The sequence below is a fragment of the Pseudomonas palmensis genome (assembly GCF_017848315.1).
In the GTDB taxonomy this organism is placed as follows: domain Bacteria; phylum Pseudomonadota; class Gammaproteobacteria; order Pseudomonadales; family Pseudomonadaceae; genus Aquipseudomonas; species Aquipseudomonas palmensis.
On record NZ_JAFKEC010000006.1, the window covers coordinates 87,277 to 110,704 of the forward strand.

Below are 23,428 nucleotides of genomic sequence, written 5' to 3' on the forward strand. Positions count from 1 at the left end.
CAACAGCGCAGCCCGCCCGTTGCCCGGCGTCCATCCACTGCCGAGCACACACCATGCCCTTGAAGACCCTGCCGTACTTTCACCGCATTGCGCTGCGCCAGCGCTTTGCCGATCACCTGGCACAGGCCCGAGACAGCCTCGATGACGAGGAGCATCGCTGGCTGCAAGGCTGGCTGCAGGCGCCAGGGCCCGACGCGCCGCGAATCGACCGCCTGAGCGCGATCACCGCCAGCGCCCACGCCAGCGAACTGACCGCCAGCCTGCTGCTGAGCCGCAGCACGCACCCCCGTGTTTTTTTCTACCACCCGTTGCTGGGGCTGCTGCGCTTCGAAGACCGTACCCAGCTCAAGCACCACCTCGTTGAACTGCTGAGCAGCGGCCACCCGCACGTACTGCTGCACTACATCGCCCCCAGGGATCGCCTGCTGGCAGGCCAGGGCGGCATCGTGGATGTTCAGGTCGAACGGCTGGAGGACGAGGTGTTCGAGTACCTGATGCTGGTCATCGCCGCTCGCCAGGGCCAGGCGCTGGGCGAGCTGCAGCAGCAGGTACTGGGCCAGCCGCCAGCAGACTCGTTATGGGAGCAGGCCCTGGCCACCACCACCGCTACCGCTGCAGCGGCGCCGCAGCGCCTGGCGGCGGCACGCGACTGCCAACGGCAACTGCACCGGTACTGGCATACCGCCAAGGCCGGCAGCGACACGCCGGCCCGGCAACTGGCCCGCCTGATGGGCGCGCGCGTGCGCGAGGCGATCACGCGCCAGGCCTGGGCCAGCGCCCTTGCCGAAACCGACCACGCAGCGCTGCTGCAATGGCTGGACACCGAGGCCCTCTCGCCCCTGCAGGCGTTCAGCCTCAACGTCACCACCGCGCAAGGCCACAGCCAACTGCTCGAGGGCGTGCTCGCGCTCGGCACCCGTGCCGGCCCGGTGTTCACCTGGTGTGCTGCACGCGGGCTGGAGCGCCATGCCAGCAAGCGGGCGTTGTTATCGTCGCTGACCGACCCCCGGTTACGCGACAGCTGGCGCCCGGTGGTCAGCCCATCGCGGCAGAGCCAGCTGGGCGCCTTGCGCATCAGCGCCCTGCACCTGCAACCGCTGACCGCCCCTGCACTGGACAGCTGGGTTGGCCAGGTGCTGAGCGCCCAGCAACAGGACATCGAAACACAACTGCGCCATGACAGCGGCCAGGACGGTTATCAGGCATGCCGCCAGGCGCTGGACCTCGACAGTCGACTGGCCGGCGAACTCGCGCGTCTGGGCACCTCGCCCCACGCCCACGACAGCCCGGCCACCCTGGCCCGGCTGCAAACGTCGGCACAGGCAGCCGGCGCTGACCTGGAGGAACTGAACCGGCTGGTGAGCGCACTGACCGGCCACGCGCAGGCACTGTTCGAAGAGGTACCAGGCCTGGAGGCGGTGACTGCGGCAGGGCTCGACCAGGCCCTTGCCGCAGTGCTGGACAAGGGCCCGCCAGTGACCCAGGTACGCCTGGGTCAGCCCGGCGCCGGGCGCACCTGGCTGAGCCTGGCCGAGCTGGTGTGGCAGCGGCTCGGCGGTATCGGTACCTCGCTGGATGAACGCTGGCTGGTCAGCGGCCCGGTGGTGGCCGAACAGCCTGTGGCCTTGCCTGCGCTCGACCTGGCGCTGGCCCGACAGGCTGTCGCACAGGTCGCCGATGCCACCGCCAGCCAACTGACGAGCGCCCTGACGCAGTATCAAGCGCAGCGACGCACGTACCTCAAGCACCTGTGGCAACTGGCCCTGACCCTCGAATACCGCCTGCTCGACCACGACAGCCTGCTGCCAGCCTCGGCACGCGCGCTGATTCACGCCGCCCTGTTTCCGGCGCCCTCGCCGGCAGCGCCGGCCTGGGCCTGGCAACTGGCCCTGGACCAGGCGCCCAGCAGCGAGGCCCTGCTGCTGACCCGCCAGCCGCTCGAGGCACAGCCCGATCTGTGGCTGCTGTGGACCCTCGACCAGGGCTTTGCCGCATTCACCTCGCGCCTTGCGCTGGAGCAGGCCGACGCAGCGCGCTACCCCGCCGCGCAACGCTTTCAATGGCTGGCGCTGGCAGGCGCGCCTGCGCACCACCTGCAGAGCTGGCAGGCCGAACACGACGTGGCCGCAACGCGGCGCGCCTTCGACCGGCTCACCCGGTGCGGCCTGCCTGCCGCACACCTGCCCGACCTGCTGCGCAGCACGCTCGACACGCCTGGCACGCTGCGCTACCTGCAGCGTCTGCAGCGCCTGGCCAGTGCCCGGCGCCTGCGTGGCCATCTGCCTGACTGGCTGGCGCAGGCCGCCCCCAGCGAACAGTACGGCTACCTGCAGGTTCTGGGGCGCAACCTGCTGCAAAGCCCGTCACCACAGGACTACCTGTTCGACATCCCGGCGGTGACCGACTATGCCCGCCAACGGGTTCAGGCCCGCCTGGACCAGGACTTCGCGGCCGGCCGCTACCCTGCCGACCAGCTGTTGATCACCACCACGCGCTGGGTCACCGCGTTGCCGCCCACCGGTGAGGTCCCCACAGGCGAAGCGGCCGCCAGCATCCAGCATCGCCAGACGCTGGTCGACTACGCGCTCAACCATTACCGCGACTGGGACCACGCCATCACCGCAATCACGCTCGAGGGCGACATGACCGTGCCTGCGCGCATCGATGCCGCCTACCTGCGGGCGCTGGTGCGCGAACTGGACCTGGGTCAAGGCTATCGCCAGCTGCTGGCCGAGCAACTGGACCGCGACCATGCGAGCTACCCCAGGCGCCTGCGGCTGTTCTGCCGGCAATTGCCGGGGCAACTGCTGGAAGCGGCGTGGCGCGCCCGGCTCCAGGGGCAACTGGGCGCAGCCGACGTCGAGTGCATCCGCGCCGTCGTCGAGCAGCCCGACGCCACCGCCCGTGACCAGCTGCCAGCCCCCGCCGCACAACTGGTGCCCCTGGAACTGATCGCCGACAGCGGCCTGCCCCCCGATACCGTGCCCGGGGTGTACCTGTTCATGTACGCCAGCCCCGCGCCCGGCCCCGTGGTGATGTACACGCCGTACCAGGCCGGCGGTCTGTTCCAGGCCTTCAGCAGTTCGGCCGACCTGCTGCAGCAGCTTCGCAGCGTGCCGGCCCTGCAGGCCCGGATACTGGCCTGCATGCCCGACACGATGCGCCCGCGCTACGACCACGGTGGGTTCACCGAGGCCCACCTGCCCTACAGCGCCGAATTCGATTTCGAGCTGCCCCTGTATGCCCAGCAGCCGGTGACCCTGGCCTGGCGCCCGGTGCATGGCAACGCCCTGCAGTACCTGTTCGAGACCAATGCAGCTTTGCTGCAGGGCATGGCCCGTACCCAACTGGTGAGTACCGCCGAAGCCCGCTGGGCCACCCTGAAAGAGGTACTCGGGCTGCTCTGGAGCCAGCTGACCCTGTTCATCCCCGGCCGCATCGGCCTGCTGCTGGCCGCGTGGCAGGGCGAACTGTCGCTGCTGCAATTGGCCGAGCGCCCCTCGGGCGACTGGGCGCAGGCCTTGTCGGAACTGACCTGCACCCTGGTGCAGGGCCTGCTGGCCGGGCATGGCGTGCGCGAACAGGGCCCTGGCGCGCTGCCGGCCGACGAAGGCGAATTCTGGCGGCGCCTGGGGCAGGCGTCGCACCAGCGGCTGTCCGCCTACGAAGTACCGCAGCAGTCCCTCGATGGCCTGGCCAGCCGCGAGCAGATCTATACCGATGTCGATGGCCAGACGCAGTTCGCCTGCCTGGAGGGCAAGGTGTACGGCGTTCGCCAGCTGGACCAGCGCTGGCACCTGAGTGCGCCGGACATCGACGAACCAGGGCCACGCCTGCGCAGCGAAGGCAACGGCCGCTGGCAGATCGACCCGCAGCAGGCCATACCCGTGCTAAGTGGTGGCATCATCGGCAGGCTGGGCGGGTGGGCCTCGCGTCAGGTGATGGCCGGCAACGATATCGTCATCCGGGCCGTGGGCATGCGCCAGATCCAGCGACTCATGCCGGCCCGTGCGCGCATGCTGCGCCAGGCACACCGCACGGCGCTCGACTACCTGGGCATCTGCCTGGACAACCTGCAGCAGGCCAGCCCGGTGCAACGCATGCCGGCACAGACCCGCACGATCCTCAGCGATTTCTTCGGCGTCGAACCCGACGAAGCGCTGCTGCAGCGCGTACGTGAACCGGTGGAAAAACTCTTCGAACTGATGACCTCGCAGGACTACTCGGTCGCCACGTCCAGGCGCTACATCCTGGCCAGCAATATCGGCAACTACACCGGCATTGCCTTCACCTCGCCCCATGACCCGCTCCGGCAACTGTTTCTGCTGGACGCTTATTTCGACGTCAGCTACCTGGGCAGGCTCCAGCTCAGGCCCGAGCTGTCCTGGCAGGAAGCCGATGCCATTGCGCGTGCCAACTGCCTGCTGCACGAGTTCTCGCATATCGCCTATGACACACGCGACATGCGCTACCTGGATGCCTCGCTGGCGTTTGCCGACCTGCTCATGCCCGGCGAGCAGCAGGATTGGCTCAGGCGCCAGCACGACGAGGCGTTCTCTCACCGTTCACCGGCCCGGCGCCTGTTCGTGGTGCGCTCACGCGACGGTACCCGACGCGACATCACCCGTGACGACAACAAGGGCCTGAGCCTGATCCTCAAGATCGCCGACACCCATGACCTGGCGGTCGCGCGCCAGCGCTTTCTGGACGATGCGGTGGTGCGCTCGCGAATCATGCTCAAGAACGCCGACTCGCTGACCCTGCTGGTCTACCGCCTGGGCCAGGCAAGCCATCGCCCACCGGCGGCGGGGGGCTGAAACGAAAACGCCCGCGCAGCCAGGGGGCTGCGCGGGCGTGGGGTGTGCGAAAACTCAGTGGTGTTCGCGGGTGGCGCGGAATTTCACGTCCGGCCAGCGTTCTTCCATCAGCGCCAGGTTGACCCGGGTCGGCGCCAGGTAGGTCAGGTGACCGCCACCGTCGATGGCCAGGTTTTCCACGGCCTTGTTGCTGAATTCCTCGAGTTTCTTCTTGTCGTCGCAGCTGATCCAGCGCGCCGACCACACGGTGATCGGCTCGTAGCCGCACTCGACCTTGTACTCTTCCTTCAGGCGGCTGGCGACCACGTCGAACTGCAGCACACCCACGGCGCCGAGGATGATGTCGTTGCTGCGCTCGGGGAAGAACACCTGGGTGGCGCCCTCTTCGGCCAGTTGCTGCAGGCCCTGGCGCAGCTGCTTGGACTTGAGCGGGTCCTTCAGGCGCACGCGGCGGAACAGCTCAGGGGCGAAGTGCGGGATACCGGTGAAGCCCAGGCTCTCGCCCTCGGTGAAGGTGTCGCCGATCTGGATGGTGCCGTGGTTGTGCAGGCCGATGATGTCGCCGGCGAACGCCTCTTCGAGCTGCTCGCGCTCGGACGAGAAGAACGTCAGGGCGTCGCCGATGCGCAGGTCCTTGCCGGTGCGCACGTGGCGCATCTTCATGCCCTTCTCGTACTTGCCCGAGCAGATGCGCATGAACGCGATGCGGTCGCGGTGCTTGGGGTCCATGTTCGCCTGGATCTTGAACACGAAGCCGCTGAACTTCTCTTCGGTCGGCTCCACGGTGCGCTCATGGGCCACACGTGGCAGCGGACGTGGCGCCCAGTCGACCACCGCGTCGAGCACATGGTCGACACCGAAGTTGCCCAGCGCGGTACCGAAGAACACCGGGGTCAGCTGGCCGTTGATGAACTCGTCCTGGTCGAACTCATGGCAGGCGCCCTGCACCAGTTCCAGTTGCTCGATGAAGCGCTCGTACTCGTCACCCAGGTGGGCGCGGGCTTCATCCGAGTCGAGCTTCTCGATGATCTTCACCTCGGTACGCTCGTGGCCGTGGCCCGGGGTGTACACGATGATGTAGTCACCGGCCAGGTGGTACACGCCCTTGAAGTCGCGGTAGCAGCCGATCGGCCAGGTGATCGGCGCGGCCTTGATCTTGAGAACCGCCTCGATCTCGTCGAGCAGCTCGATCGGGTCGCGGATATCGCGGTCGAGTTTGTTGATGAAGCTGACGATGGGCGTGTCACGCAGACGGCACACGTCCATCAGGGCGATGGTACGTGGCTCTACGCCCTTGCCGCCGTCGAGCACCATCAGCGCCGAGTCCACTGCGGTCAGGGTGCGGTAGGTGTCTTCGGAGAAGTCTTCGTGGCCGGGGGTATCGAGCAGGTTGACCATATGGTCGCGATACGGGAACTGCATCACCGAGGTGGTGATGGAGATGCCACGCTGCTTTTCCATTTCCATCCAGTCGGAGGTGGCATGGCGGTCGGACTTTCGCGATTTCACCGTACCGGCGACGGCAATCGCCTTGCCCATCAGCAGCAGCTTCTCGGTGATGGTGGTCTTACCCGCATCGGGGTGGGAAATAATGGCGAAGGTGCGGCGTTTCGCGACTTCGGCGGCCTGGTTGGTCATGGGAAATCGCCTGACTGGAGATTCAAAAAAGGGCGGCGATTATAGCCCAAACTCACCCCCTAACTGAACCACTGGGTCGATCTGCGCTGGCCAAATGCCGCTTCGGATGGGAACCTTTGCGACTGCGGAGACGTCCACTGCCCTGTTACGAGATGTTACGTATACGGTTTTCAACCGTTCGTCAGGGTGGGTTTCATCGGCAACATGCGCCTGACGAGGCTGCGCTCATGGCGTGTTCCGCTCTACCGGAGCGACCCGCTGCTTATCGCGATCACACTGCCTGCTGCCTGGACCGGCAGCCGCCACGGGAGTGTGCCCGCCGACAAAAAAAAGGAGTCCGCCTGTGGCTAAACGCTATGGCAAGGGGCTGATGGGATGGGCCGCCGCGCTCGTCATCCTGGCCCTGCTGATCCACTGGATCGGCATCGATACAATCGCGCACTACCGCGCCGATCTGTGGTTCTACCTGCAAGCGCACCTGATGCTGGTGGCGTGCTCGATGGTGGCGGCGCTGGCCGTGGGTATCCCCGCCGGCATTGCCTTGAGTCGACCGCACCGGGTCGACCGCGCCGAACGCTTCATGCAGATCTTCAACATTGGCAACACCGTTCCCCCCCTGGCCGTTCTGGCCATCGCCCTGAGCTTTCTGGGCATCGGCGCAGGCCCGGCAATCTTCGCGCTGTTCCTCGCCTCCCTGCTGCCCATCGTGCGCAACACCTACGAAGGCCTGAAAAACGTCCCCGCCTCGCTCAAGGAAGCCGCCACCGGCATCGGCATGACCCCGCGTCAGACGCTGTGGCGGGTCGAGCTGCCCAATGCGGTACCGATCATCGTCGGCGGCGTTCGAGTGGCACTGGCAATCAACGTGGGTACCGCGCCGCTGTCGTTCCTGATCGGCGCCAACAGCCTGGGCAGCCTGATCTTCCCCGGCATCGCCCTTAACAACCAGCCGCAACTGTTGCTGGGCGCCGCCACCACGGCCTTGCTCGCCCTGCTGCTCGATGCGCTGGTCAGCCAATGCAGTCGCCGCTGGCTCGAACGCGGCCTGGCCAACTAAGCGAAGGACCCCCCATGAAAAGAATCGCCTTGTTGCTGGGCGCGGCCCTGCTGTTCGCAGGATTCGCCCAAGCCGCCGACAAACCCCTGATCCGCCTCGGCGCGCGGGTGTTCACCGAACAGACCGTGCTGGCCGAAATCACCGCGCAGTACCTGCGCAGCCACGGCTTCGACGTGCGCATCACCGGCGGCCTGGGCAGCACCCTGGCGCGCAGCGCGCAGGAAAGCGGCCAACTGGACATGGTGTGGGAATACACCGGCGTGTCGCTGGTGTCCTACAACCATATCGACGAACGCATGGACAGCGCCGAGGCCACCTACGCCCGGGTCAAGCAGCTGGACGCGAAGAAGGGCCTGGTGTGGCTGGCACCCTCGAAGTTCAGCAACACCTATGCCCTGGCGCTGCCGCGCAACATCGCCGAGCAGTACCCCCAGGTCAACAGCATCAGCCAGCTCAATCAGGTGCTGCGCGACGAGCCCGACCGCAGCCATGTACTGGCGCTGGACACCGAGTTCGCCAACCGCCCCGACGGCCTGGTGGGCCTGACCCAGACCTACGACCTGCAGTTCACCCGCCGCGACATCCGCCAGATGGACGCCGGGCTGGTGTACACCGCGCTGCGCAACGGCCAGGTGTTCAGCGGGCTGGTGTACACCACCGACGGGCGCCTGAGCGCCTTCAACCTCAAACTGCTGGACGACGACCTGCACTACTTCCCCGACTACACCGCCGCCCCGGTGGTGCGCCAGGCCGTACTCGACGCCCATCCGCAACTGGCCGGGCTGCTCAAGCCGCTGGCCGAGCAACTGGATGACGAGACCATGCGCCAGCTCAATGCCAAGGTGGACGTCGAGCACCAGAGCCCGAGCAAAGTCGCCGCCACCTACCTGCGCCAGCATCCACCTGCCGAGGAGCAACCATGAGTCTGCTTGATACCTTCGCCCACCTGGACTGGGCCCAGGTGCTGCAACTGACCTGGGAGCACATCACCCTGGTCGGCATCGCGGTCACCCTGGCCATTCTGATCGGCGTACCGCTGGGCATCCTGATGACCCGCTTTCCGGTGCTTGCCGGGCCTCTGCAGGCCAGCGCCACGGTGCTGCTGACCGTGCCGTCGATCGCCCTGTTCGGCCTGCTGCTGCCGTTCTATTCCAAGTTCGGCCAGGGCCTGGGCCCGCTGCCGGCGATCACCGCAGTGTTTCTGTATTCACTGCTGCCGATCCTGCGCAACACCTACCTGGCGCTGACCAACGTCGAGCCCGGCATACGCGAAGCCGCCCGCGGCATCGGCATGACCTTCGGCCAGCGCCTGCGCATGGTCGAGCTGCCGATTGCGGTACCGGTGATTCTGGCCGGTGTACGCACCGCCGTGGTGATGAACATCGGCGTGATGACCATTGCCGCGACCATCGGTGCCGGTGGCCTTGGCGTACTTATCCTGACCTCCATCAGCCGCAGCGACATGTCGATGCTGCTGGTCGGCGCCGTGCTGGTGAGCCTGCTGGCCATCTTCGCCGACCTGCTGCTGCAAGCCCTGCAACGCTCGCTGACTCCAAAAGGACTGCTCAAATGATCGAACTTCAGAACCTGTGCAAGACCTTCCACAGCAACGGCAAGGACGTAAAGGCCGTCGACTCGGTAAGCCTGACGGTCAACGAAGGCGAGATCTGCGTGTTCCTCGGCCCGTCCGGGTGCGGCAAGAGCACCACCCTCAAGATGATCAACCGCCTGATCGCGCCCACCTCGGGCAAGGTGCTGATCAATGGCGAAGACACCACCGACCTGGACGCGGTGACGCTGCGTCGCACCATCGGCTATGTGATCCAGCAGATCGGCCTGTTCCCCAACATGACCATCGAGGAGAACATCACCGTGGTGCCGCGCCTGCTCGGTTGGGACAAGCACAAGTGCCACGAGCGGGCCCGCGAGCTGATGAGCATGATCAAGCTCGAGCCCAAGCAGTACCTGCACCGCTACCCGCGTGAACTGTCCGGTGGCCAGCAGCAGCGTATCGGCGTGATCCGCGCGCTGGCGGCGGATGCGCCGCTGCTGCTGATGGACGAGCCGTTCGGTGCGGTCGACCCGATCAACCGCGAGATGATCCAGAACGAGTTCTTCGAGATGCAGCGTGCGCTGAACAAGACCGTGATCATGGTCAGCCACGACATCGACGAAGCGATCAAGCTGGGCGACAAGATCGCCATCTTCCGCGCCGGCAAGCTGATCCAGATCGACCACCCCGACACCTTGCTGGCGCACCCGGCAGATGACTTCGTGAGCAACTTCGTGGGCCAGGACAGCACCCTCAAGCGCCTGCTGCTGGTGCGTGCCGAGGATGCGGCGGACAACGCGCCATCGGTGAGCCCCGAGACGTCGGTGGCCGATGCGCTGGAGCTGATGGACGAACATGACCGTCGCTACGTGGTGGTCACCGATGGCCAGAACAAGGCGATGGGCTATGTGCGCCGGCGCGACCTGCACCGTCAGCAGGGCACCTGCGCGGACTTCCTGCGCACGTTCAACGCCACCGCCGCGCATGACGAGCACCTGCGCATCCTGCTGTCGCGCATGTACGAGTTCAACCGTTCGTGGTTGCCGGTACTGGACGCCGAGAACGTGTTCCTGGGCGAGGTCACCCAGGAATCGATTGCCGCGTACCTGAGTTCGGGGCGTTCGCGGGGCATGAAGACCAGCATCGTGTCGCCGGCCGAAACGGTGGCCTGAATAGCTCCACCGCGATCTACTGCCGAACAGACAAGGCTGACAACGCCGGTCCGGCAGGCCATGGCCTGAGTGATCGGCGTAGCGAAGGCGTTGTCAGAACCCTACACTGGCCTGCACATAGAACGTGCGCGGCTCGCCCAGGTAGATCCCCGAATTGTTGTCGCTGGAACGGGTGAAGAACTGCTTGTCGAAGATGTTCTTCACCCCCGCCGCCAGCTTCAGGTTCGACAGCTGGGCACCAAAGTCATACCCGCCCCGCGCACTCCAGGTCACATACCCCGGAATGTCGCCATACTGCCCATCAGCCGTCGGTTCGGTGATGTAGTCGCCGGTGAAGGCACCTTTGCTGGTCATGCCGGTACCCGGAGCACGCTGTTTGGATTGCGCATAGGCGTCCACATTCCAGGTCCAGCGGTCCACCTGGTAACGCAGCCCGGCATTGGCGATCTGGCGTGAGTAGAACGGCAGGTCGCGCCCTTCGAAGCCCGGGATCGCCCCTTCATAGGTGGCGCGGGTGTAGGTGAAGCCGGCGTTCGCACTCAAGCCCTGCAGACGCGGGTCCAGCCCTGCCAGGTCGTAGTGCATCGAGGCCTCGATGCCCTGGTGCTTGGTCGCGCCCAGGTTGGTCCAGCCCACGTCGTTGCTGATGTACTGCAGCTCGTCATCGAAGTCGATGTAGAACGCGGTCAGCTCGCCGCCCCAGTTGCCGTTGTCATAGCGCGTGCCGATCTCGTAGGTCTTGGCCTTCTCGGCCTGCAAACCGTTGGCGGTCTGGTCGCCCTGCCCGCCCTGGCCCAGCTGGAAGTACTGCAGGCTGCCGAACGAGGTCTCGTAGTTGGCGAACAGCTTCCACGCATCGGACAGGTGATACATCACGCTCAATGCCGGCAGCGGTTCGTTGCTGGTCACGCTGCGGCTCTTGGCCACCACCGGCTTGTTGCCCAGGCCCATGACCGGGCGATCGTTCCAGTCGGTGTTGATGTGCTCGAAACGCACGCCCGGGGTGATGGTCCAGTTGCCCACGTCGATCTTGTTGTCGATGTAGTAGGCGCTGGCCTCGGTGCCGCCGGTACGGTCCTGGTACACGTGGCCGTCGGATTCCGGGGTCACAATGGGCACGTTGTCGATCAGCGCCAGGCGCGTGGCCTGCTCGTGCATGGCTTCCTTGAGGTAGCGATAACCGACGCTGACCTCCTGGGTGGCCGGGCCGGTGACGAACACCCGCGACAGGCGCGGCTCGACGGCAAAGGTGTGGTAGCTGCGCGGGTACGACGACAGCGTTTGCTGGTCGCGCGCGGCAATGCTGCTGCCACGGAAGCTGTCGGTGTAGTAGGTCTGCACCTCGAACTGGGTCACGTCGTCGATCTGGCGCAGGTACTTGAGCGAGACATCCTTGCGCCGACCGGTGAAGTTGTCGTGGTCGCGGTCGGACTGGTAGGGGTTCTTGTCGAACTGGGCCTGGGTCAGGCCGCCGGGCATGTCGGCCTTGCCATCGTAGTAATGGAAGTTCAGCGACAGCTCGTCACGGTCGGTCAGCGCCCAGTGGGTCTTGAACAGCACGTCGTCGATGTCGTTGCTGTTGTTGCTGCTGCGGTAGCCATTGCCCTTGACCCCGGAGTACAGCAACGCCGCACCCAGGCCATTGTCGGCGGTGCCGCCAAGGAAGGCCGACTCGATGTGCTTCCAGCCGCCATGACGCGAGGTCTGGATCGTGGTGCCCAGCTCGCCGGTGGCCTTCTCGGGGATGGCTCGGGTGACGAAGTTGATCACCCCGCCGACGTTCTGCGGCCCATAGCGCACCGAGCCTGCGCCGCGCACCACGTCGATGCTGTCCAGGTTGCCCGAGGAAATCGGCGCCATCGACAACTGCGGCTGGCCATACGGGGCGAATGCGGCGGGAATGCCGTCGATCAGCACCGTGGAACGCGGCGACAGGCGCGAGGTGAGCCCGCGCACGCCGACGTTCAGCGCGATGTCGCTGCCGCCGGTGCCGTTGGAGTCCTGCACCTGCACACCCGGCACCCCGCGCAGCACGTCGCGCACGCTCAGCGCGCCCTGCTCGACCATGGCTTCACGGCGTACCACGGTGCGCGCACCGGGGTGGTTCTGCACCACGCTTTCCTGGGCGTCGCCCAGCCAGTCGCCGACCATGCTGATGTCGGTAGGCGCCAGCTCCAGGGTGCCGGGCGCCGTGCTCACTGGCTGCGCCGCGTGCAGCACCACGGTGCCCTGGGAAATCTCGTAGGTCAGCCCGCTGCCCTGCAGCAGGGCCTGCAGCGCCTGTTCGGGGGCCAGGTTGCCGGACACCGCCGGGGCCTGTTTGCCGGCCACCAGGTCGGGGCTGAAGAACAGTTGCAGCGATGTCTGCCGGCCCAGCTGGCCCAGTGCCGCGGCCAGCGGCTGGGCCTGGATCTGGATGCTGGTGGGTGCCGAATCGGCGTAGCTGTTGGCGATGCCGCCGCTGACGGCCAATGCCAGTGCCAGCGGCAGCCAGCGTTTGGAAACCTTGTTGTTGTTCACGTCGTCGAGAAGTCCTGAGGGTCAGAAAATCGGCCACCGCCTGCGAATGAAAATGCTTGGCAGTTGCAGTTGGGCAGGAAGACGAACAACGGGAAAAAAACCTGAATCTATTTTGCGATTATTTCTTGCGAGCCATCGGCATGGGCCTTGATGGCCACCGGCAGGATGCTGGGCAAGGCGCGCAGCAGGGCGTCGGTGTCATCGGTGCTGAAGCTGCTGCTGAGGCGCAGCGCCGCCGTTTTGCCGGGAGCCACGCGCAGCGGGTGTTCGCGGTAGCGCGAGACCTCGCGCACCACCTCGCCCAGCGGCACATCGTTGAACACCAGTTTGCCGCCGCGCCAGGCGGTCAACGCGGCGGCGTCCACCGTATAGGGCGCTGCCACCGCGCCATGGGCATCGATGTGCGAACCGAGGCCGGCGCTCAGCAGCGCCTGCCCCTGGCCGTCGCCCTGCACGCGCACCGAACCCTGCTCGACCGCCACGCGGGTCTGCTCGCTGTCGCGGCGCACATCGAAGCGCGTACCGGTGACCGTGACCTTGCCATGGCCGGTGCTGACCACGAAGGGGCGGGCCGTATCATGGGCAACGCTGAACATCACCTCGCCCTGCTCCAGGCGAATGTCCCGCTGCCCGGCACTGAAACTCACCTGCACCCGCGTGCGGCCGTTGAGCTCCAGGCGCGAGCCATCGGGCAGGTCGAGCTGGCGACGCTCGCCCAGGCCGGTCTGCATCTGGCCCTGGTAATTGAGCTGGTGCTGCTGCCAGCCGAACCAGCCAAGCCCTGCCGCGACCGCCACCACACTGGCTGCCAGGGCCTGGCGCAACAGGCGTCGACGCGGCAGCTGGCGCACCGGGTCGGGCGCACACAAGGCCTGCAGGCGCTCGCGCGGCAGCAGGTCGGCCGCGCCCCACAGGCGCCCGAGCAGGTCGTACTCATGTTTATGCTGGGGGTGCTGCGCCAGCCAGGCATGCAGTTGCGCCTGCTGCTGGGGCGTCAGGGGCGCATCGCGGCCACGGGCGAACCATTCGGCGGCCTGCTCGCGCACGGCGTCATCGCCGCAGGGGCATGTGCCCTGATTCATGAAAACATTTGCCTGACTCATCTCGTTGACACATCCAGGTGCTCACGCAGATGCCGGAGCGTGCGGATCATATACTTTTCGACCATGTTCTTGGTCAAGCCCATGCGCTCGGCGATCTCGGCCTGGGTCAGGCCTTCGAGCTTCTGCCAGATGAACACCTTGCGGCAGTTGAGCGGCAGCTCGGCCAGGGCGCGTTCCACGCTGTCGGCCAGCTCCAGTGCATGCACATAGGCCTCGGGGTCATCGCCCGGGGTGGGCGAGAGGTCCAGCCCTTCCTGCTCCAGGGCCTGGCGCCGGTCTTCGCGCCGGTAGCCGTCCACGGCAATGTTGCGTGCCGTCTTGTGCAGATAGGCGCGCGGCTGCTCGACTGGCAGGGCGGGGTTTTCCAGCACCCGCACAAAGGCATCGTGCGCGAGGTCCTCGGCCTGCTGACGACTGCGCAGCTTGCGTGTCCAGGTGCCGATCAGCTCATGGTAGTGGTCGAGGAAGCCTTTGTGTCGAGACACGGTGCGGGGGTCGTCGCTAGGCGGGAGGGAGGTTGCGAATAGTAATGTTTCTTATTAAACCCGGCAATCACCGCCGGGCGATTGCCCTGCAACAGCGCCCATGCGAGCGGCTAAAAATATGCACACACGCCCCGCTGTGAACGGTGCCCGTGCCCTGCCCGTTCAAGCTGTTTGCGCGTGCTTGCCCAACCTTTTGGGGCCATCGTCGCCGAAGTTGACGCCATCGTTGTTTTAGCCGAGTTGGCCTGCAAAAGCTGCGAACGTGCGGGTATTTTTAACGCTTCGCAAAACTTCGGGAACATCTGCCTGTCATCCGGGTCGGTTAAAACGAGGGGTGTCTGCAACGTGCGTCAGCGTAGCGAAAAAACGCGAGATTTTTTGTTGATCTTGAATCCTTCAGGTCCTAAAGTTCGCGCCGAGCGTCCATGCTGGAAACGATCCATCCGGCTCAAGTACTGACGACGAGACAGCAAGGTCACCCGCTGCGCAGCTTCTGCGACCCGGTTGACCTTTTTGCTTTCGGCGACATGCCTTGGGAAGTAGGCGAACCAAAGTGGGGATACGGAGGGCGCTCAGTTGCAGCCACTTATTCATTCAGTTTGCCCATGGAGTCCCCCAGCATGTCGATCCAGGTCGAAGACTACTTCGCACGCGATACCTTCAACAAAATGAAGGCGTTCGCCGACAAGCAAGAAACCCCGTTCGTGCTCATCGACACGGCCATGATCAGCAAGGCCTATGACGACCTGCGCGCCGGTTTCGAATTCGCCAAGGTGTACTACGCGGTCAAGGCCAACCCTGCGGTCGAAATCATCGACCTGCTCAAGGACAAGGGCTCGAACTTCGACATCGCCTCGATCTACGAGCTGGACAAGGTGATGGCCCGCGGCATCGGCCCGGAGCGCATCAGCTACGGCAACACCATCAAGAAATCCAAGGACATCCGCTACTTCTACGAGAAGGGCGTGCGCCTGTACGCCACCGACTCCGAAGCCGACCTGCGCAATATCGCCAAGGCCGCACCGGGCTCGAAAGTGTATGTACGCATCCTCACCGAAGGCTCCACCACCGCCGACTGGCCGCTGTCGCGCAAGTTCGGCTGCCAGACCGACATGGCCATGGACCTGCTGATCCTGGCCCGCGACCTGGGCCTGGTGCCTTACGGCATCTCCTTCCACGTGGGTTCGCAGCAGCGCGACATCAGCGTGTGGGATGCGGCCATCGCCAAGGTCAAGGTGATCTTCGAGCGCCTGAAGGAAGAAGACGGCATCGTGCTCAAGCTGATCAACATGGGTGGCGGCTTTCCGGCCAACTACATCACCCGTACCAACAGCCTGGAAACCTACGCCGAAGAGATCATTCGCTTTCTCAAGGAAGACTTCGGCGACGACCTGCCGGAAATCATCCTGGAGCCTGGCCGCTCGCTGATCGCCAACGCCGGCATCCTGGTCAGCGAAGTGGTGCTGGTGGCGCGCAAGTCGCGTACCGCCGTGGAGCGCTGGGTTTACACCGACGTGGGCAAGTTCTCCGGCCTGATCGAAACCATGGACGAGTCGATCAAGTTCCCGATCTGGACCGAAAAGAAAGGCGAGATGGAAGAGGTGGTGATCGCCGGCCCGACCTGCGACAGCGCCGACATCATGTACGAACACTACAAGTACGGCCTGCCGCTGAACCTGGCCATCGGTGACCGCCTGTACTGGCTGTCGACCGGCGCCTACACCACCAGCTACAGCGCGGTGGAGTTCAACGGCTTCCCGCCGCTGAAGGCGTACTACCTGTAACCACGGGTCAGCTGCACACGAAAGGCGACGGTTGCAACCGTCGCCTTTTTTCATGGGCCCGCGAGGTCAGCTCAGCACGCGCAGTACATGTGCCTCGAACTCGAGGTTCTCCCCGCTGATCACATTCAGGTAATCCATGCCGTCGGAGTGACGGTAGTTGCCGATGCTGCACTCGTAGGTGTCATAGAGCTTCAGTCGCAGCACGTCATGGTCGCCCCACTCCCCCAAGGGCTTGACCAGCCAGGGCTCGCTGGTACCCCCCGGGAACAGGCCCACATAGTGATTGAAGTTCTTGCCCACCGCCGCGCCCCGATAGAACCCGGTATCCGAAGAGCTGGAGATGTTGTAGGTAATGCGCCGGTCGGTGTGGGAGACGTAGTCGAAACGAAAATTGACCGGCTTGATGAGCCGGGTGTCGGTCATCACCTGCAACCAGCCATCGTTGTCGATGCCGCCTTCGACCAGGCTGATACCGATACGGCCCTTGTGGCCCGGCGTCACCGAGTAGAGGCTGGCGATGAATGAGAAATTCCAGGTGTCACTCATGGCGACCCCCTGCGCAGGCAAGGCCCGGGTGACTGGCAATACGGTGGTTGCTGTTCATGGTCGATCTTCCTTGAGAAGCATGGGAGTGATCGAGCATAGAAAGGCGGCAGGCTAAACCCGAGAGTGAAGGCTTTCCGTGGCCTGCCGCGACACCTGCTCCAGACGCTGCCGATAGGCCCCCGCCATCGCCTGGATCTGCGGCTGCTGGGCCTGCTCCAGGCTGGCCACTGCAGCACGCAGGAAGTTGCCGTTACCCTGCTCCAGGGCCTTTTGCAGCCACACCAGCGACTGCTCCATGTGGCCTTGCTCGGCGAGGATCGCCGCATGGCTGAACTGCCCGCGAAAATCGCCGGCCTCGGCAGAAAGACGATACCAGTGCATGGCGGCGTGCCGGTCGGCCGCGCAGGCCAGCCCCTGCTCCAGGTAACGTCCCAGCAGGTTCATCGACTTGGCGTGGCCGGCGTGGGCGGCCTGCTGATACAGGTGCAGAGCCGCAGCATGGTCCTGGCCCACACCCCGCCCCGTGGCCAGCAGGTTGGCCAGGTTGTACTGCCCCCAGTCCAGCCCTGCGGCAGCGGCCGCACGGTAGTGACCGGCCGCCGCCGCCAGGTCGGCCTGCCCTCCCCACCCATGCTCCAGGCAGCGCCCGAGCATGTTGTGCCCCATCGAACTGCCCTGGCGGGCGGCAATGCCGAACCAGGTCCGCGCCAGTGCCGGGTCCTGCTCGATGCCACGCCCGTCGAGCAGGATCTGCCCCAGCAGCAGCTGGGCCTCGACAACGTTCTGCGCGGCAGCCGCCAGCAGGGCCTGGGCCGCCTTGCCCGGACTGTGTTCGATGAGTTGATGCAACTGGTCGATATCGACCTGTTCTTCGCGACGCAGGCTGAAGGTCACGGCTCAGACCTCTGCCCAGCGGCGCAGCAGGTTGTGGTAGGTGCCGGTGAGCTGAATCAGCGACGGGTGGTCGGGCACATCCACCGTGAGCTGCTGGATGGCGTTGTCCATCTCGAACAGCAAGGCCCGCTGGCTGTCCTCGCGCACCATGCTCTGGGTCCAGAAAAACGCCGCATAGCGCGCCCCGCGGGTTACCGGGTTGACCTTGTGCAGGCTGGTGCCGGGGTACAGCACCATGTCGCCTGCCGCCAGCTTGACCTGCTGCAGGCCATAGGTGTCCTGGATCTCCAGCTCGCCACCGTCGTATTCGTCGGGGTCGCTGAAGAACAGTGTCGACGACAGGTCGGTACGAACCCGCTCATGGCTGCCACGCGGCTGGCGGATGGCGTTGTCGATGTGAAAGCCGAAGCTGCCCCCTTCGCGGTAGCAGTTGACCAACGGTGGGAACACCTTGAACGGCAGCGCCGCCGACATGAAGCGCGGGTTGCTCCACAGGCGCTCGATCATCGCGCTGCCGATTTCCTTGGCCCGCGGGTGCGCCTCGGGCAGCTGCAGGTTGTGCTTGGCCTTGGCCGACTGGTAGCCCGCGGTGATCTTGCCGTCGGCCCAATCGGCCTGCTCCAGCGCCTGGCGAATACGCTGCACTTCTTCGCGGGTGAACAGGCCGGGAATGTGTAAAAGCATGGCGCAGGCACCAGGGGTCGGCTAAAGGGCGTCAATGGTATTGATTCTTATTGAACCAGTACAAGCCCCTTGCGAGGGGCGGGACGTTTCAGCAGGCATAAACCGCCACACAAAGGTGTAAAGAATGTAAATTCAGTACGAATAGCAATTGATCTCAATTGTTACTCATATTTGTTTACATTATATTTCGGCGCCTTCACACCTTGGGGACCTTCCGATGTCGCGCCATTACGTGCCTACCGCTGTCAGTTCACCACGCCTGCTTGCTTCTGCCATCGGGGTCGCGTTGAGCGCCACGTCCGCCGGCCACCTGGCCTATGCGGCCGACGCAGCCCCGGCCACAAGCGGCTCGATCGCGCTGGATGCCACCAGCATCAATGGCCAGGCCGATACCGCCAGCACCGACTACAAGGTCGAGAAGTCCTCATCGCAGAAGTACACGGCGCCGCTGGTGGACATCCCGCGCAGCGTGACCGTGGTGCCGCAACAGGTCATCAAGGACACCAACGCCCTGACCCTGCAGGATGCCCTGCGTACCGTGCCTGGCATCACCATGGGCGCCGGCGAAGGCGGCAACCCGTCGGGCGATCGCCCGTTCATTCGCGGCTTCGACTCGCAAGGCTCGATGTACCTGGACGGCGTGCGTGACGTGGGCTCGCAGACCCGCGAGATCTTCGCCATCGAATCGGTTGAAGTGGCCAAGGGCCCCAACTCGACCATCGGCGGGCGCGGTGCAGCCGGTGGCACCATCAACCTGGTGACCAAGAAGGCCCACCTGGGCAACAGCACCGACGGTGCCTTCACCTGGGGCTCGGACCAGACCAAGCGCTACACCTTCGATGGCAACTACCAGTTCCTCGACACCGCAGCGTTTCGCCTGAACCTGATGAGCCACGAAAGCAACGTGGCCGGTCGCGACGAGGTCAACTACGACCGCTGGGGCGTGGCCCCGTCCCTGGTATTCGGCCTGGGTACCCCGACCCGCGTGAGCCTGGACTACTACCACGTGGAGAGCGACGACCTGCCGGATTCGGGCATCCCCTACGGCCTGCGCTCGGGCAGCACCGCCGGGCGCACCTCGGCCAACCCGGACAAGCCTGACGATGGCGGCCGCAGCAGCAACTACTACGGCCTGGTCGATCGCGACTTCTACAAGACCCGTGCCGATATCGCGACCATCGCCGTCGAGCACGACCTGAACGATGCGCTGACCCTCAAGAACACCCTGCGCCACGGCAACACCCTGCAAGACTTCATCTACAGCCAGCCCGACGACAGCAAGGGCAACATCCTCAACGGTGAAGTCTGGCGCCGCCCGAACAACCGCGTGGCCAACACCCGCACCACCACCAACCAGACCGACCTGTTCGGCGAGGTGTACATCGGCGGGTTCAAGAACACCTTCTCCACCGGTATCGAGCTGAGCCGCGAGGCCTCCACCAAGGAAGGCTACGACATCACCGGCTTCCGTTCCGGCAACTGCTCTTCGGCCACCGGCCAGATCCCGGGTGTGTGCACCTCGTTCCCCAATCCCAACCCGAACGAGGCCTGGGGCGGCGACGTGACCCGTACCGATGCCGGCGCCGACACCACCAGCAGCACCCGCGCCATCTACCTGACCGATACCCTGGAGCTGAACCCGGCCTGGCTGCTGACCATGGGCCTGCGCTACGACCACTTCGACACCAAGGCCAAGACCAAGGTGGCGGGTGGTGCGACCAGCTTCAAGACCGAAGACACCAGCGAGTTCGTGACCGGCCAGTTGGGCCTGACCTGGAAGCCGACCGACAACGGCAGCGTGTACATCTCGTATGCGACCTCGGCCACCCCGGCCGGCGCTTCGCTGGGTGAAGGCAGCGACGGCAACCCGCTGCTGACGCCGACCACCACCAGCGACCTGAAGGCCGAAGAGACCACCAACTACGAAATCGGCACCAAGTGGGACCTGCTCGATCAGCGTCTGAACCTGACCGCCGCGATCTTCCGCACCGAGAAGGAAAACGCCCGCGTACTGGTCGATGCCAACACCTACCAGAACGCCGGCAAGAGCCGCGTCGATGGCCTGGAGCTGACCGCCACCGGCAAGCTGACCAATGACTGGCAGGTGTTTGCCGGCTACACCTACATGGACGCCAAGCTGGTCGACGGTGGCGCGCAGTCGGTCGGCGGTGTGCTGGTGGACGGCTACAACGACGGCAACCAGATGCCCAACACGCCGAACAACAGCCTGACCCTGTGGACCACCTACAACGTCACGCCAAAACTCACCCTCGGCGGTGGTGCCTTCTACGTCGACGACGTGTTCGGCAACGTGACCAACAGCGTGATGGTCGATTCGTACTGGCGCTACGACGCCATGGCCAGCTACAAGCTGACCAAGAACGTCGACCTGCAGCTGAACGTGCAGAACCTCACCAACGAGGTCTACTACGACAAGGCCTACGCGGCGCACTACGCCAACCAGGCGGCCGGTCGCACGGCGCTGCTGACCACCAGCTTCCACTTCTGACGGCAGCTGGCAGGCCCGGCCCCGTTCACTTCGGTGATCGGGGCCTTTGTGTATCAAGGCATAATGCGCGGCGCATTCACGCAACCCGCAACACAAGGTGGTCGATGTGGTGAAGAAAAGCCTGTTTCAACTGCACTGGTTCTTCGGCATCACCGCCGGGCTGGTGCTGGCGCTGATGGGAGTGACCGGGGCAACCTGGTCGTTCCAGGACGAATTGCTGCGCCTGTTCAACCCACAGGTGCTCAAGGTGCAGGTGCGCGACGAAGGCGTGCTGCCGCCGGCCGAACTGGTGCGCCGCGTCGAGGCCGAACAGGGCGACAAGGTGTCGATGCTGTGGGTGAACGTGCGCAGCGACGAAGCTGCGCGCATCTTCTTCACCCCACCGACGGGCGAGCGCCGCGGCACCCTGCGCTATGCCGACCCCTACACCGGCAAGCTGCAGCCCCCGGTCAGTGGCCAGGGGTTCTTCGACCTGATGCTGCAGTTGCACCGCTTCCTCGCCATGGGCGACACCGGCCGGCAGATCACCGGCGCCTGTACCCTGATGCTGATCTTCTTCTGCCTGTCGGGGCTGTACCTGCGCTGGCCGCGTCAGGCGCTGAACTGGCGAACCTGGCTGACCCTGGACTGGGCGAAGAAAGGTCGTGCCTTCAACTGGGACCTGCACGCGGTGGCCGGTACCTGGTGCCTGCTGTTCTACCTGCTGTTTGCCCTGACCGGGTTGTTCTGGTCCTACGAGTGGTACCGCGAGGGGCTGAACCGGTTGCTGGGCGATGCACCGGCCGCTGGCGAACAGCGCAAGCGCGGCGAAGGCCGTGGCCGCCCGCCCGCACCCGGCAAGGATGCGGCGCCGCTGGTGGTGGACTACGACGCCATCTGGACCAGCCTGCAGGCAGCGGCCGGCCCGGGCCTGCGCACCTACAACCTGCGCCTGCCACCGGCCGGCGGCCAGCCCGCCACCCTGTTCTACCTGCTCGACAACGCCGAGCACGAGCGCGCGCTCAACACCCTGAGCCTGGACCCGGCCACCGGCGTGGTACGCCAGCACGATCGCTACACCGACAAGTCGTTCAAGGCGCAGCTGCTGGCCAGCGTGTATGCCCTGCATGTGGGCAGCTACTTCGGGCTCACCGGGCGCATCCTGGTGACCCTCGCCAGCCTGAGCATGCCGCTGTTCTTCATCACCGGCTGGCTGCTGTACCTGGACCGCAGGCGCAAGAAGCGCCAGGTACGCGAGGCGCGCAAGGGCCTGAACCCGGCCGGCGACACAGGCAACGGATGGCTGGTGGGGTTTGCCAGCCAGAGCGGCTTCGCCGAACAACTGGCCTGGCAGAGCGCCGGGCAACTGCAGGCGGCGGGCCTGGCGGTGCGCGTGCAGCCCCTGGCGACGCTGACCGAAACCGATCTGCAGCAGGCGCAACGCGCGCTGTTCGTGGTCAGCACCTTTGGCGACGGCGAGGCGCCGGACAGCGCCCGAGGCTTCGAGCGCAAGGTGCTTGGCCAGCCGTGGACGCTGGGTAACCTGAACTACGCCCTGCTCGCACTGGGAGACCGCCAGTACCCGCATTTCTGCGGTTTTGCGCGCAGCTTGCAGCACTGGCTGGAGGCTCGCGGTGCCACCGCCAGTTTCTCTGCCGTGGAAGTCGACAGTGCAGATCCTGCTGCCTTGCAGCAATGGCAGCAGCAGTTGGCGGCATTGACCGGCGCAGCGCCGCTGTCTGCCTGGCAGCCGCCGCAGTTCAGCGCCTGGACCTTGACCCGGCGCGAGCTGCTCAACCCTGGCAGCCAGGGCGCACCGGTGTACTTGCTCGGCCTGCAACCGTCGCAGCCAGAGCGCTGGGATGCCGGGGACCTGGTCGATGTACTGCCGCGCAATGCCGGTTCGACGGTCAAGGCGTTGCTCGACGGGCTTGGCCTTGAGCCTCACACGCCTGTGCGTGTGGACGGCCTGGAGGAGCGCCTGGACCATGCACTGGGCGGGCGGTTGTTGCCGGCCAGCCGCGGCCACCTGATCGGCCTGCACGCGCAGGCGCTGGTGGATGCGTTGATCCCGGTGGCAGCGCGCGAATACTCCATCGCCTCGATTGCCAGTGACGGTGTGCTGGAGCTGATCGTGCGCCAGGAGCGTCATCCGGACGGCACGCTGGGCCTGGGCTCGGGCTGGCTGACCGAACACCTGGCGCTGGGCGCGAGCGTGAGCGTGCGGTTGCGCCGCAACAGCGGTTTCCATCTGCCGACGGCTCCGGCACCGATGATCCTGATCGGCAACGGTACCGGGCTGGCCGGGTTGCGCAGCCTGCTGAGGGCGCGAATCGTGGACGGCGAGCAACGCAACTGGCTGCTGTTTGGCGAGCGTAACCGGGCGCATGACTTCCTGTGCGAGGAGGAACTGCAGGGCTGGCTGGCAAGTGGTGAACTGGCGCGGCTGGACCTGGCGTTCTCGCGGGACCAGGCGCAGAAGGTGTATGTGCAGGATCGGCTGCGCGAACAGGCTGATGAGCTGCGCCGATGGCTGGCGGAGGGAGCGTCGATCTATATCTGTGGCAGCCTTGAAGGCATGGCGGCGGGTGTGGATGCGGTGCTGGCCGAGGTGCTGGGGGCTGAAGAGCTTGAGCAGTTGATCGAGCTGGGGCGGTACCGGCGGGATGTGTATTGAGCGTCACTCTT

General features: G+C 65.4%; 15 protein-coding genes. 8 read left to right on the forward strand and 7 right to left on the reverse strand.

The window, feature by feature from the left end; all coding sequences use genetic code 11:
* The first annotated feature begins 53 nt into the window (after positions 1-53).
* The gene (locus JZZ72_RS05855; RefSeq protein ID WP_210014168.1) at positions 54-4,817 is read left to right on the forward strand and encodes a dermonecrotic toxin domain-containing protein; all 4,764 of its coding nucleotides are present in this window, start codon (positions 54-56) and stop codon (positions 4,815-4,817) included.
* 54 nt (positions 4,818-4,871) lie between these two features.
* Here the strand turns inward: JZZ72_RS05855 and JZZ72_RS05860 are convergent, their stop codons facing one another.
* Entirely contained in the window at positions 4,872-6,455 is a 1,584-nt protein-coding gene (locus JZZ72_RS05860; protein ID WP_043862501.1) for a peptide chain release factor 3, read from the reverse strand.
* Positions 6,456-6,798: 343 nt separating this feature from the next.
* Here JZZ72_RS05860 and JZZ72_RS05865 point away from each other — a divergent pair, with 343 nt between their 5' ends.
* The 4 genes from JZZ72_RS05865 to JZZ72_RS05880 are packed head-to-tail and all read left to right on the forward strand — an operon-like array spanning position 6,799 to position 10,236.
* Positions 6,799-7,512: an ABC transporter permease gene (locus tag JZZ72_RS05865; protein WP_054916398.1), complete on the forward strand. Its 714-nt coding sequence runs from the start codon at positions 6,799-6,801 to the stop codon at positions 7,510-7,512.
* Positions 7,513-7,526: 14 nt separating this feature from the next.
* Positions 7,527-8,435, forward strand: a complete 909-nt coding sequence (locus JZZ72_RS05870) for a glycine betaine ABC transporter substrate-binding protein (RefSeq protein WP_210014169.1) — start codon at positions 7,527-7,529, stop codon at positions 8,433-8,435.
* The gene (locus JZZ72_RS05875; protein ID WP_043862504.1) at positions 8,432-9,085 is read left to right on the forward strand and encodes an ABC transporter permease; all 654 of its coding nucleotides are present in this window, start codon (positions 8,432-8,434) and stop codon (positions 9,083-9,085) included. Before JZZ72_RS05870 ends, JZZ72_RS05875 begins: the two co-directional genes overlap by 4 nt.
* Positions 9,082-10,236, forward strand: a complete 1,155-nt coding sequence (locus tag JZZ72_RS05880) for an osmoprotectant ABC transporter ATP-binding protein OsmV (RefSeq protein ID WP_043862505.1) — start codon at positions 9,082-9,084, stop codon at positions 10,234-10,236. Before JZZ72_RS05875 ends, JZZ72_RS05880 begins: the two co-directional genes overlap by 4 nt.
* Positions 10,237-10,329: 93 nt before the next feature.
* Here JZZ72_RS05880 and JZZ72_RS05885 read toward each other — a convergent pair whose 3' ends face one another.
* The 3 genes from JZZ72_RS05885 to JZZ72_RS05895 all read right to left on the reverse strand — a co-directional run bounded on the left by JZZ72_RS05885 (position 10,330) and on the right by JZZ72_RS05895 (position 14,344).
* On the reverse strand, positions 10,330-12,756 hold the full coding sequence (locus JZZ72_RS05885; protein WP_210014170.1) for a TonB-dependent siderophore receptor: 2,427 nt from the start codon (positions 12,754-12,756) through the stop codon (positions 10,330-10,332).
* Positions 12,757-12,863: 107 nt separating this feature from the next.
* A complete protein-coding gene (locus JZZ72_RS05890; protein WP_043862507.1) occupies positions 12,864-13,838 on the reverse strand; it encodes a FecR family protein in 975 nt (324 codons plus the stop codon).
* Between the two features lie 17 nt (positions 13,839-13,855).
* The gene (locus JZZ72_RS05895; protein ID WP_210014171.1) at positions 13,856-14,344 is read right to left on the reverse strand and encodes an RNA polymerase sigma factor; all 489 of its coding nucleotides are present in this window, start codon (positions 14,342-14,344) and stop codon (positions 13,856-13,858) included.
* A 620-nt stretch (positions 14,345-14,964) separates the two neighbouring features.
* Between JZZ72_RS05895 and JZZ72_RS05900 the strand changes: the two genes are divergently transcribed.
* Positions 14,965-16,128, forward strand: a complete 1,164-nt coding sequence (locus tag JZZ72_RS05900; RefSeq protein ID WP_043862509.1) for a type III PLP-dependent enzyme — start codon at positions 14,965-14,967, stop codon at positions 16,126-16,128.
* A 66-nt stretch (positions 16,129-16,194) separates the two neighbouring features.
* Here JZZ72_RS05900 and JZZ72_RS05905 read toward each other — a convergent pair whose 3' ends face one another.
* From JZZ72_RS05905 to JZZ72_RS05915, 3 genes are all read right to left on the reverse strand, one after another.
* The gene (locus JZZ72_RS05905) at positions 16,195-16,674 is read right to left on the reverse strand and encodes a hypothetical protein (RefSeq protein WP_043862510.1); all 480 of its coding nucleotides are present in this window, start codon (positions 16,672-16,674) and stop codon (positions 16,195-16,197) included.
* A 111-nt stretch (positions 16,675-16,785) separates the two neighbouring features.
* Positions 16,786-17,568 carry a tetratricopeptide repeat protein gene (locus tag JZZ72_RS05910; RefSeq protein ID WP_210014172.1) on the reverse strand — a complete coding sequence of 261 codons (783 nt, stop codon included), beginning with the start codon at positions 17,566-17,568 and terminating at the stop codon, positions 16,786-16,788.
* Positions 17,569-17,571: 3 nt separating this feature from the next.
* The gene (locus tag JZZ72_RS05915; RefSeq protein ID WP_210014173.1) at positions 17,572-18,252 is read right to left on the reverse strand and encodes a Fe2+-dependent dioxygenase; all 681 of its coding nucleotides are present in this window, start codon (positions 18,250-18,252) and stop codon (positions 17,572-17,574) included.
* Positions 18,253-18,469: 217 nt separating this feature from the next.
* Here JZZ72_RS05915 and JZZ72_RS05920 point away from each other — a divergent pair, with 217 nt between their 5' ends.
* Together JZZ72_RS05920 and JZZ72_RS05925 are read left to right on the forward strand one after the other, a co-directional pair.
* On the forward strand, positions 18,470-20,761 hold the full coding sequence (locus JZZ72_RS05920; protein ID WP_058541413.1) for a TonB-dependent receptor: 2,292 nt from the start codon (positions 18,470-18,472) through the stop codon (positions 20,759-20,761).
* Positions 20,762-20,867: 106 nt separating this feature from the next.
* Complete coding sequence (locus JZZ72_RS05925) at positions 20,868-23,417, forward strand: PepSY domain-containing protein (protein ID WP_210014174.1); 2,550 nt, start codon at positions 20,868-20,870, stop codon at positions 23,415-23,417.
* Positions 23,418-23,428 lie beyond the last annotated feature (11 nt).

What these genes read in the sequence shown, in the direction of transcription:
- JZZ72_RS05855 (WP_210014168.1), top strand. Translation starts at nt 54, where the DNA reads ATGCCCTTGAAGACCCTGCCGTACTTTCACCGCATTGCGCTGCGCCAG.
- JZZ72_RS05860 (WP_043862501.1), bottom strand. Translation starts at nt 6,455, where the DNA reads ATGACCAACCAGGCCGCCGAAGTCGCGAAACGCCGCACCTTCGCCATT.
- JZZ72_RS05870 (WP_210014169.1), top strand. Translation starts at nt 7,527, where the DNA reads ATGAAAAGAATCGCCTTGTTGCTGGGCGCGGCCCTGCTGTTCGCAGGA.
- JZZ72_RS05875 (WP_043862504.1), top strand. Translation starts at nt 8,432, where the DNA reads ATGAGTCTGCTTGATACCTTCGCCCACCTGGACTGGGCCCAGGTGCTG.
- JZZ72_RS05880 (WP_043862505.1), top strand. Translation starts at nt 9,082, where the DNA reads ATGATCGAACTTCAGAACCTGTGCAAGACCTTCCACAGCAACGGCAAG.
- JZZ72_RS05890 (WP_043862507.1), bottom strand. Translation starts at nt 13,838, where the DNA reads ATGAATCAGGGCACATGCCCCTGCGGCGATGACGCCGTGCGCGAGCAG.
- JZZ72_RS05900 (WP_043862509.1), top strand. Translation starts at nt 14,965, where the DNA reads ATGTCGATCCAGGTCGAAGACTACTTCGCACGCGATACCTTCAACAAA.
- JZZ72_RS05905 (WP_043862510.1), bottom strand. Translation starts at nt 16,674, where the DNA reads ATGAGTGACACCTGGAATTTCTCATTCATCGCCAGCCTCTACTCGGTG.
- JZZ72_RS05915 (WP_210014173.1), bottom strand. Translation starts at nt 18,252, where the DNA reads ATGCTTTTACACATTCCCGGCCTGTTCACCCGCGAAGAAGTGCAGCGT.
- JZZ72_RS05920 (WP_058541413.1), top strand. Translation starts at nt 18,470, where the DNA reads ATGTCGCGCCATTACGTGCCTACCGCTGTCAGTTCACCACGCCTGCTT.